The following is a 12,187-nucleotide window of genomic DNA, read 5'->3' on the forward strand; positions in this document are numbered from 1 at the left end:
CCTTCGCTGAAGGCCGGGTGACCCTCTGTGACGCACGCTAATGAAGAGAAGCTGGTCGACTATCTGAGGCGAGTGGCAGGCGATCTGCACGAAACCCGTCAGCGGCTGCGCGAGTTGGAGGACCGTTCCCAGGAACCGGTGGCCGTGGTCGGCATGGCCTGCCGCTACCCGGGCGGGGCCGACTCGCCCGAGAAGCTGTGGCGGCTCCTCGCCTCCGGCGCACACGCCATGGGGGAGTTTCCGGCCGACCGCGGCTGGGACCTGGAGGAACTGTTCCACCCGGACCCGGACCACCCAGGCACCAGCCATGCCCGCGAGGGCGGTTTCCTCTACGACGCCGACCGATTCGACCCCGAATTCTTCGGGATCAGCCCGCGCGAGGCGCTGGCCATCGACCCGCAACAGCGGCTGCTGCTGGAGGTCGCCTGGGAGCTGCTCGAACGCGCCGGAATCGACCCGCTCTCGCTGAAGGGCACCTCGACGGGTGTGTACGCCGGGACCGCGCTTCCCGGCTTCGGCACCCCGCACATCGAGAAGAGCGCCGAGGGCTACCTGGTCACGGGCAACGCGCCCAGTGTGCTCTCCGGCCGGGTGGCGTACACCCTCGGCCTGGAGGGACCCGCGGTCACGGTGGACACCGCGTGCTCGTCCTCGCTCGTGTCGATGCATCTGGCGGCGCAGGCGTTGCGGCAGGGCGAGTGCACCCTGGCCCTGGCCGGTGGGGTGACGGTGATGGCGATCCCGAACGTCTTCACCGAGTTCTCCCGGCAGCGCGGGCTGGCTCCCGACGGCCGGTGCAAGGCGTTCTCCGCCGACGCGGATGGCACCGCGTTCTCCGAGGGCGTCGGCCTGGTGCTGCTGGAGCGGCAGTCCGAGGCACGCCGCAACGGCCATCAGGTGCTCGCCGTGATCCGGGGCTCGGCCATCAACCAGGACGGCGCCTCCAACGGCCTGACCGCGCCCAACGGCCCCTCCCAACAGCGCGTCATCCTCCAGGCGTTGGCGAACGCACGGCTGTCCCCGGCCGAAGTGGACGTGGTGGAGGCACATGGCACCGGAACCCGCCTCGGCGATCCCATCGAAGCCCACGCGCTGCTCACCACCTACGGCCGGGACCGGTCCGAGGGCCGGCCGCTGTGGCTGGGATCGGTCAAGTCCAACCTCGGGCACACCCAGGGCGCCGCGGGCGTGGCCGGCGTCATCAAGATGATCATGGCGATGCGGCGGGAGACGCTGCCCGCCACGTTGCATGTCGACCAGCCCACGCCCCATGTCGCATGGGACACCGGCGCCGTGCGCCTGCTCACCGAATCCGTCGCCTGGCCCCGTGGCGAGCGGCCCCGCCGGGCGGCGGTATCCTCCTTCGGCATCTCCGGGACCAACGCCCATCTGCTGCTCGAACAGCCCCCCGCCGACGAGCCCTCCGTCCCGGACCGGACCCCCGGCCCGACCGCCCCGGACACCGCGCCGCAGATCGGCCGCGTAGTGCCCTGGGTGGTGTCCGCCCGCACCGACCAGGCGCTACGGGATCAGGCCGAGGCACTCGCCGCACATCTCACCGCCTCCCCCGGGCTGCCGGCGGCCGATGTGGCCTGGTCGCTCGCCCGGACCCGCTCGGCTTTCGAACACCGGGCCGTGGCCATCGGCGAGGACCACGACGAACTGCTCGCAGCCGTGCGGGCCCTGGCCGAGGGCCGGAGCCACCCCGGGCTGACCCGGGCCACGGTGGCGGCCCGCTCCGGCGGCACCGCCTTCATGTTCACCGGGCAGGGCAGCCAGCGGCCCGGCATGGGCCGCGAGCTGTACCGGACCTTCGCTGTGTTCGCCGCCGCCCTCGACGACGCCTGCGCCCATCTGGACCCGCTGCTCGGCCACTCGCTGCGCGACTCCCTCTTCGCGGCCGAGGACACCGACCAGGCGCGGGCCCTGCACGGCACCGGTGTGACCCAGGCGGCCCTCTTCGCCCTGGAGACCGCGCTCTTCCGGCTCGTCGAGTCGTTCGGCCTCACCCCGTCGTTCCTCACCGGCCACTCCGTCGGTGAGCTGGTGGCCGCGCATGTGGCGGGTGTGCTGTCCCTTCCCGACGCCTGCACCCTGGTGGCTGCCCGCGGCCGACTGATGCAGGCGCTGCCCTCCGGTGGCGCCATGGTCGCCGTCGAAGCCACCGAGGAACAGGTCCTCCCCCTGCTCACCGATCGTGCGGACCGCGTTGCGCTCGCCGCGGTCAACGGCCCCACCTCGGTGGTCGTATCCGGAGCCACGGAAGACATCGACGAGATCGCCCGCACCCTGAAGGCGCAGGGGCACCGCACCAAGCGGCTCCGCGTCAGCCACGCCTTCCACTCGCCCCTGCTCCATCCCATGCTCGACGACTTCCGCGACGTGGCGCGGCGGCTCACCTACCACGCCCCGCGCATCCCGGTGATCTCCAACGTCACCGGCCGGCCGGCCGACCCCGAGCAGCTCCGCGACCCCGAGTATTGGGTACGCCACGTCAGCGCGCCCGTACGGTTCCACGACGGTCTGCGCACCCTGAACGGCGAAGGCGTGACGCGCTACCTCGAACTCGGCCCGGACGCCGTCCTCACCACGATGGCCCAGGACGCCCTGGCCGCCGCGACATCCACCGCCGATGCCTCCGACGCGCCCGACACTCCTGACAGCGCGCCCGTGTTCGCCACCGCCCTGCGCCCGGGCCGCGACGAGCCCCGTACGCTGCTGACCGCGCTCGCCCTGACGCACATCGACGGCGCCGCGGTCGACTTCGCCGCCGCCCTCCCCGAGGACGCGAGCCGTGTCGACCTGCCCACCTACCGGTTCCAGCGGCAGCGATACTGGCGGCCCGTCCCGAACGCCACGGCCGACGTACGCGCCGTCGGCCTCGGCCCGACCGGTCACCCCCTGCTCCAGGCCGCCGTGGAGACACCCGACGGCGGGCTGCTGCTCACCGGCCGGCTGTCCCCGCACACCCACGCCTGGCTCGCCGACCACACCATCGCGGACAGCGTGCCCCTGCCCGGTACGGCCCTGCTGGAGCTGGCCCTCCTCGCCGCCGCGCACACCGGCTGCCGGCTGCTCGACGACCTCACCCTGGAGACGCCGCTGATCCTGCCCGCCTCCGGCGCGGTACGGATCCAGCTCGCCGTCACCGCGCCCGACGAGACCGGACGACGGACCGTCACCCTCGCCTCCCGCGCCGCCGACGAGGGGGGCGAGGCCCTGGACGCCCCGGCCGCCTGGCGCCACCATGCCACCGGCGTACTGGCCGACGCGGTCACGCCACCGCCCGACGACGAACCGCGGGCCACGGCCTGGCCACCCGCCGGGGCCACCCCGGTCGACGTGGCGGACCTGTACGAGCGGCTGTCCGCGCAGGGCTACACCTACGGGCCCGCCTTCCGCGGCCTGCACACCGCATGGCGACTCGGCGAGGAGATGTTCGCCGAGGTACGCCTGGCCCCGGAACAGCGCGGCGAGGCCGACGGCTACGGACTGCACCCCGCACTGCTCGACAGCGCCCTGCACCCGGTGGAAGAACTCTTCGGCGGCGACCACGCGCCCGACGGCGCCGAGGGGACCGTCCGACTGCCGTTCTCCTTCAGCGGGGTGCGGCTCCTCGCCACCGGCGCCACCCGGCTGCGCGTACGCATCACCCCCACCGCCCCGGACACCATCACGCTGCGGCTGACCGACGACCACGGCGCGCCCGTGGCCACCATCGACGCCCTCGAGCTGCGGGCGGTCTCCGCCGACCGCTGGCGCTCCGCCCGCGCCGCCCCGGCCGACGCCCCGCTGTACCGCCTGGACTGGCAGCCATATCCGGTCTCCGCCGACACGCCCCCGCACACAGTGAGTTGGGCCATCGTCGGATCCCACCATCCGGAGGACCCGGACCTCCCGGCCTGTCCGGACCTGGCCGCACTGCGGGCCGCCCTGGACGACGGACAGCCCGCTCCCGACGTCGTCGTCCTCGCATGCCCCGACGCACCGGACACCGCAACACACCCGGACGAGACGCCCGCCCGTGTCCGCGCGGCAGTCCACCACGTCCTCGGCGCGCTGCGCACCTGGCTCACCGACGAGCGGTTCAGCGGGGCCCGGCTGGTCATCGCCACCCGCGGCGCGGTCGCCACCGGCCCCGGGGACCGCCCCGCCGACCTGGCCACCGCGCCCGTATGGGGCCTGGTCCGTGCCGCCCAGGCCGAACACCCGGAGCGCATCCTGCTGCTCGACCTGGACGAGGACACCGCGTCGCGCGATGTCCTGCGCACCGTCCTTCCGGCCGCCGTCGCCGGTGCCGAATCCGAGGTGGCGGTACGGGCCGGAACGGCCCATGTGCCCCGTCTGGTCAAAATCCGTCCCCACCAGGACACCCCGCCCCGCGCCCCCCATCAGGACACCCTGCCCCGCGCCCTCGACCCGGACGGCACGGCACTGATCACCGGTGGCACCGGAGCGCTGGGCCGGCTGGTCGCCCGGCATCTGGTCACCGCCCACGGTGTCCGCCACCTGCTGCTGGTCAGCCGGCGCGGGGGCATCACGGAGGACATCGACGCCTTCGCGGACGATCTGACCGCGCTGGGCGCGGCGGACGTACGCATCGCCGCATGTGACGCCGCCGACCCCGAGGCGCTGGCCGCGCTGCTCGCCACCCTCCCCGCGGCGCATCCCCTGACGGCCGTCATCCACGCCGCGGGGGTGCTCGACGACGGTGTGGTCACCGCCATGACCCCCGGGCAACTCGACACCGTACTGGCCCCGAAGCTGGACGCGGCATGGCATCTGCACCGGCTGACCCGGGACATGGACCCGGCCGCGTTCGTGATGTTCTCCTCCGCCGCCTCCATCATGGGCAACGGCGGCCAGGCCAACTACGCCGCGGCCAACATGTTCCTCAACGCCCTCGCCGAGCACCGCCGCGCCGAGGGGCGGACGGCCCACACGCTGGCCTGGGGGCTGCTCGCGTCCGCCGGTGGCATGACCGGCCACCTGGACGACGCCGACCTCGCCCGGATGGCCCGCTCCGGGATCGCCCCCGTCTCCAACGAGCAGGCGCTCACGCTGCTCGACACGGCGCTCACCACCGACCACCCCACCCTCGTCCCCGCGCGCTTCGACCTCGCGGCGCTGCGCACCCGGGCCGCCGCCGGGCCACTTCCGCCCGTACTGCGGCGGCTGGTGCACCTCCCCACGAAGGCCGCGCGCAACACCGGGACGAGCTCCTTGTCCGGGCGGCTCGCCGGGCTGTCCACCGAAGAGCAGGACCGGCTCATCGGAGAGCTGGTACGCGACCAGGTCGCCACCGTGCTGGCCCACCCCGCGCCGGAGGCCATCGAACTGGGCAGGGCGTTCCAAGACCTCGGCTTCGACTCGCTGACGGCGCTGGACCTGCGCAACCGGCTCAACGCGGCCACCGGCACCCGGATCCCGGCCACCGTCATCTTCGACTATCCGACCCCCGACGCCCTGGTGCGCTTCCTGCGCGAGCGGCTGGCCGGGAGCGCGGCCGGGACACCTCTCCCGCCGACGGCCACCCCCGTGGCGGCCGACGACGACCCGATCGCCATCGTCGGCATGGCCTGCCGCTATCCGGGCGGTGTCGGCTCACCCGAGGAGCTGTGGCGGCTGGTGGCCGAGGGTGTGGACGCGATCGGGGAGTTCCCCGCGGACCGCGGCTGGGACCTCGCCGGCCTCTTCGACCCCGACCCGGACCACACCGGCACCAGCTACACCCGCGAGGGCGGATTCCTCCACGAGGCCCCGCGGTTCGACGCCGAGTTCTTCGGGATCTCCCCGCGCGAGGCGCTGGCCACCGACCCCCAACAGCGGCTGCTCCTGGAGACCGCGTGGCAGGCGTTCGAGAGCGCGGGCATCGACCCGGTGACCCTGCGGGGCAGCCGGAGCGCGGTGATCACCGGGGTCATGTACGACGACTACGGCAGCCGTTTCCTGGGCCGCACCCCGGAGGGCGTCGAGGGTCGTCTGATGACCGGCAGCACACCGAGCATCGCCTCCGGCCGGGTGGCGTTCACCCTCGGCCTTGAGGGGCCCGCGGTGACGGTGGACACGGCGTGTTCGTCCTCGCTGGTGGCGATGCATCTGGCGGCCCAGGCACTGCGGCAGGGGGAGTGCACCCTGGCCCTGGCCGGCGGGGTGACCGTGATGGCCACACCGAACACCTTCGTGGAGTTCTCGCGGCAGCGCGGACTGGCCCCGGACGGCCGCTGCAAGCCGTTCGCCGCGACGGCCGACGGCACCGGCTGGGGCGAGGGCATCGGCCTGCTCGTCCTGGAGCGGCTGTCGGACGCGCGCCGCAACGGCCGCGAGGTGCTGGCCGTGATCCGGGGGTCGGCCATCAACCAGGACGGCGCCTCCAACGGCCTGACCGCCCCGAACGGGCCCTCCCAGCAGCGGGTGATCCGCCAGGCCCTGGCCACCGCACGCCTCTCCCCGGCGGACGTCGACGTGGTGGAGGCCCATGGCACGGGCACCACGCTCGGCGACCCCATCGAGGCCCAGGCACTGCTGGCCGCCTACGGGCAGGAGCGGCCGGAGGGACGGCCGCTGTGGCTCGGCTCCATCAAGTCCAACATCGGGCATACGCAGGCCGCCGCGGGCGTGGCGGGTGTGATCAAGATGGTCATGGCGATGCGCCACGGCCTGTTGCCCGCCTCCCTCCACATCAACGCACCCAGCCCGCATGTGGAATGGGACGACGACGGAGTGCGGCTGCTTACCGAGGCGGTCGAATGGCCACGGGCCGAGCGGCCCCGGCGCGCGGGTGTCTCCTCCTTCGGCATCAGCGGCACCAACGCCCATGTGATCCTCGAACAGGCCCCCGAACAGGCCCAACACACCGCGCGCGAGCCCGATCCCGAGGACTTTCGGGTGGTGCCCTGGGTGCTGTCCGCGCGGGGCACCGAGGCGCTTCGGGACCAGGCGCGGGCGCTGGCCGCGCGGCTGGCCACCGGACCCACGGCCTCGCCCGTCGAGGTGGGCTGGTCCCTCATTCGCTCCCGCACCCTCTTCGACCACCGCGCCGTGGTGGTCGGCGAGAGCCGCGGCGAACTGATGGCGGCTGTCGAGGCGTTGGCGGCCGACGAGACCCACCCGGGTGTGGTGCACCCGGGCGCGGCCGCCACCACGGGCGGTGCGGGTCCGGTGCTGGTCTTCCCCGGCCAGGGCTCGCAGTGGATCGGGATGGGTGCCGGACTGCTGGACGCCTCCCCGGTGTTCGCCGCCCGGGTGGCGGAGTGCGAACGAGCGCTCGCACCCCACGTCGACTGGTCGCTCACCGATGTGCTGCGCGGCGTGGACGGCGCGGGCGATCTGAGCCGGGTGGATGTGGTGCAGCCCGTCCTGTGGGCGGTGATGGTGTCCCTGGCCGCCGTATGGGCGGGCCACGGTGTGCGGCCCGCCGCCGTCGTGGGCCACAGCCAGGGCGAGATCGCCGCCGCCTGCGTGGCCGGGGCGCTCACCGTGGCGGACGGCGCCCGGATCGTGGCCTTTCGCAGCCGCGCGCTGCGCCAACTGGCCGGCGGCGGGGCCATGGCCTCCCTCGGCGTAGGTGAGGAACAGGCCACGGAGCTGCTGTCCGGGCTCGGCGACCGCGCCGCCGCCGTGGTCGTGGCCGCCGTGAACGGCCCCGCCTCCACTGTGGTGTCCGGGCCGCCGGAGCAGGTGGCCGCCGCCGTGGCCGCCTGCCGTGACATCGGGGAACGCGCCCGGACGATCGAGGTGGACTACGCCTCGCACAGTCCCCAGGTCGACGAGATCGCCGAAGAACTCACTGAACTACTCAGGGGGGTTGAGCCGGTCGGCGCGTCCGGGTCCGGGGTGGTCTTCTACTCCACCGTGACCGGTGGCCGGGCCGATCCCTCCGTGCTGGACACGGGCTATTGGGTGCGGAATCTGCGGGAGCGGGTGCGGTTCGCGGAGGCGGTCCAGGCGCTGCTGGCCGATGGCCACCGGGTGTTCATCGAGGCCAGCACCCACCCCGTCCTCACGGTCGGCATGCAGGAGAGCTTCGAGGAGGCGGGCGTTCCCGCCGCCACCGTACCGACCCTGCGCCGGGACCACGGCGATCTCGCCCAACTGGTGCGGTCGCTGGCCCAGGCGTTCACCGCGGGAGCCGAGGTCGACTGGACCACCCTCTTCCCCACCGACCCCGCGCCCCGCACGGTGCCGCTGCCCACCTACGCCTTCCAGCGTGAGCGCTACTGGCTCGAAGGTACCGCCGGCCAGGGTGGCGACCCCACCGACCTGGGCCTGGTCTCCGCGGATCACCCGCTGCTCGGCGCGGCCGTGGAGCTCGCCGACGGCAGCACCCATTTGCTCACCGGACGGCTGAGCGCCGGTGGCGGCGAGGGCTGGCTCGGCGAACACGTGGTGGCGGGCGCCCGGCTGGTGCCGGGCGCGGCCCAGGTCGAATGGGCGCTTCGGGCCGCCGACGAGGCGGGCTGCGGTACGGTCGAGGAACTCGCCCTGCAGGTCCCGCTCGTCCTCCCCGACACCGGCGGGCTGCGCGTCCAGGTGGTGGTGGGCGAGGCCGCCGACGACGGCCGCCGCGACGTACGGGTGTACTCCCGGCCCGACCGCGACGCCGAGACCACTACGGACCCGGTCTGGGTGTGCCATGCGGTCGGCGTACTCGGCCCCCACGGCGAACCGGCACCCCAGCCTGCCGGAGCCTGGCCCCCGGCGGGCGCGGAGCCGGTGGACACGGATGGCTTCTACGAGCGCGCGGCGGCCGCCGGATACGGATACGGGCCCGCGTTCCAGGGCGTCCGGAAGCTGTGGCGCGACGGCGCTGATGTGCTGGCCGAGGTGGCGCTGCCCGAAGCGGCGGGCGACCGGGCCGGATTCGGCATCCACCCGGCGCTGTTGGACGCCGCCCTGCACCCGGCGGGCATGCTCACCGCCGGGACCGAGCAGGAGCGCGACACCGGCCAGGTGTGGCTGCCGTTCACCTGGAACGGGGTGTCGCTGTGGGCCGCCGGAGCGACCACCGTACGCGTCCGGCTGTCCCCGCGTGAGCAGGGCGCGGACGGCGAGCGGGCGCTGCGGCTGACCGTGGCCGACGCCGTCGGCGACCCGGTCCTGACGGTCGACTCGCTGGTGCTGCGCCCCGCCCGTACGGATCAGCTGCGAACCGCCGGCCGAGGCACCGTGGACGGACTGTTCACCCTCGCCTGGATCCCGCTCCCCGAGACGGCGCCCGGCGTTGACACGCGGCTGCCCGAGCCAGTGGCCGGGGACGGTGGCTGGGTGGCGCTGGGCCCCGAGACCGTGGAATGGACCCCACCGGGCGTGGTCCGCCACCCGGACCTGGAGTCGCTGGTCGCGGCGCTCGACACCGGAACACCCGCGCCCTCGGTGGCGCTGACCGCCGTACCGGCCTCGACGACGGCCATGGACATCGGGGCCACCGAAGCCGATGCCCTGACGGCCGTGCGGCGGACCCTGGACCTGCTGCGGGGCTGGCTGGCCGAACCCCGGCTGGCCGAGAGCCGTTTGGTGGTGGTCACACACGGCGCGGTCGCGGCCGGCGGCCCGGTGGCGGAGGACCCCGACGCCGGAGTCGTGGACGCGGCCGGTGCCGCGGTGTGGGGGCTGCTGCGCAGCGCGCAGGCGGAGAACCCGGAGCGGTTCGTCCTGCTCGACCGCGATCCGCACGGCGCGCCCGGCACCGACGAGATCGGCGCGGCGGTGCTGGACGGTGTACTGAGGGCCGTCGCCCTGGACGAACCGCAGGTGGCGGTGGGCTCCGGCCGGGTGTGGGCGCCCCGTCTGATCCGCGCGGGCGGCCCCGGCAGCGGCGGCCTGGTGGGCCCGGTGGGAGAGCCCGCGTGGCGACTCGCCGTGCGGGGCGCGTCCACCGTGGACAATGTGACGCCGGTGCCGTGTCCCGGGGCGCTGGCGCCGCTGGGGCCGGGAGAGGTCCGGATCGCGGTGCACGCGGCGGGCATGAACTTCCGCGATGCGCTGATCGTCGTCGGGATGTACCCCGGAGGCGGGGTATTCCGCGGCAGCGAGGGCGCGGGCATCGTCGTGGACATCGGCCCGGAGGTGACCGGGCTCGCGGTGGGCGACCGGGTCATGGGCCTGTTCGAGGGCGCGTTCGGCCCCTGGGCGGTGGCGGACGCGCGCATGGTCGTGCCGATCCCCGACGGCTGGAGCTTCCGGCAGGCGGCCGCCGTACCGGTGGTGTTCCTCACCGCCTGGTACGGGCTGGTGGACCTGGCCGGGCTGCGGGACGGCGAATCGGTGTTGATCCACGCCGCGACCGGCGGTGTCGGCATGGCGGCGGTGCAGATCGCCCGCCACTTGGGCGCCGAGGTCTATGCCACGGCCGGCCCGGGCAAGCACGGGGTGCTCGAGGACATGGGCATCGACCAGGCACATCGCGCCTCCTCACGCGACCTGGACTTCGAGGAAGTGTTCCGCGAGGCCACCGGCGGACGTGGCGTCGATGTGGTACTCAACAGCCTCGCCGGGCCGTACGTCGACGCCTCCCTGCGGCTGCTGGCCGACGGCGGACGGTTCTCCGAGATGGGCAAGACCGACATCCGCGCTCCCGAGCACCTCGCGGCCACACGTCCGGGCGTCCGCTACCGCGCCTTCGACCTGGTCCCCGACGCCGGGCCGGACCGCATCGGGGAAATGCTGCGCGAAGTGAGCGAGCTGTTCGCGGCCGGAACGCTGCGGCCCGCCCCCGTACGGCCGTGGCCGCTCAGCCGGGCGCGGGACGCGCTACGGCAGCTGAGCCAGGCCCGGCACACCGGCAAGCTGGTGCTGGACGTACCCGCCGCGGTCGACCCGGAGGGCACCGTACTGATCACGGGCGGCACCGGCACCCTGGGCGCCTACATCGCCGAACACCTCGTCCGCACCTGGGGGATGGGCCATCTGCTGCTGGTGAGCAGGCGCGGGCCGGATGCCCCGGGCGCCCGCGACCTGGCCGCCCGGCTGGAGGAGCTGGGCGCGCGGGTGCGCCTCGCGGCGGTGGACGTCACCGACGGCACGGCGGTGGCGGAGCTGGTGGCGGGCATCGACCCCGGGCATCCGCTGACCGGAGTCATCCACGCCACCGGTGTGCTGGACGACGCGGTGGTGACCTCACAGACGCCCGAACGGCTGGCCCGGGTCTGGACGGCCAAGGCCACGGCCGTGGCCCATCTGCACACGGCCACGGCCCATCTGCGGCTCGGCATGTTCGTCCTCTTCTCCTCCGCCGCGGGCACACTCGGCAGCCCCGGACAGGCCAACTACGCGGCGGCCAACGCCTTTTGCGACGCACTCGCCGCCCATCGGCGGGCCGCCGGGCTGCCCGGCGTATCGATCGCGTGGGGCCTGTGGGCGGACGCCAGCGGGATGACCGGACACCTGGCCGGGGCGGATCTGGCCCGCATGTCCCGTACCGGCGTCGCCGCCCTGAGCACCCGACACGGCCTGGCCCTGCTCGACGCCGCCGTCCAGCACGGCGGTGACCATCTGGTCGCCGCCCACATGGACACCCGCACCCTCGCCGGACTGCCCGCCGACAGCCTGCCCGCCACGCTCCGCGCCCTGGCCGCCACGGGCGGCGGTGGCGGCACCGGGCGGCGCACCGCGGCGGCGGCCGGGGAAGGCCGCCAGGTCGACTGGGGCGCCCGGCTCGCGGGCCTGTCCCCGGCCGAACGGCACCGACTCGTGCTCAACCTGGTCCGCGGCCACGCCGCCACGGTCCTCGGACACGCCGATGTGGACGCGGTACAGGCCGAGGCCAGCTTCAAGGAGCTGGGCTTCGACTCGCTGACCGCCGTCGAACTGCGCAACCGGCTCGCCGCCGCCACCGGTCTGCGGCTGCCCGCCGCCCTCGTCTTCGACTACCCGGAGGCGGCCGTACTCGCCGACTACCTGCTGGAACGGCTGGCACCCGGCGACGGAGCCGCGCCGGGCCGGGACGGCGTCGACCCGGTCCTCGGCGAGCTGGCCAGGCTGGACACCACCTTGGCCACCCTCGTCACGGACGACGAAGGCCGGCAGCGGATCGCCAAACGGCTGGGCGCCCTGCTGGCGACATGGAACGGCAGCGGGTCCGGCGCCCCGGCCGACGCGACCGACTTCGACGCCCTCGAAGCCGCCTCGGACGACGAGATGTTCGAGCTCATTGACCGTGAACTGCCCTGATGGAGGCGCGGAACTG

General features: G+C 74.3%; 1 protein-coding gene. It reads left to right on the forward strand.

The genetic code is table 11. The annotated features are described in order from the left end of the window. Window positions 1-27 precede the first annotated feature (27 nt). Complete coding sequence (locus AS97_RS41100; protein ID WP_210566672.1) at window positions 28-12,171, forward strand: type I polyketide synthase; 12,144 nt, start codon at window positions 28-30, stop codon at window positions 12,169-12,171. Window positions 12,172-12,187 lie beyond the last annotated feature (16 nt).

This window comes from Streptomyces sp. AgN23 (assembly GCF_001598115.1).
Lineage (GTDB): Bacteria > Actinomycetota > Actinomycetes > Streptomycetales > Streptomycetaceae > Streptomyces > Streptomyces antimycoticus.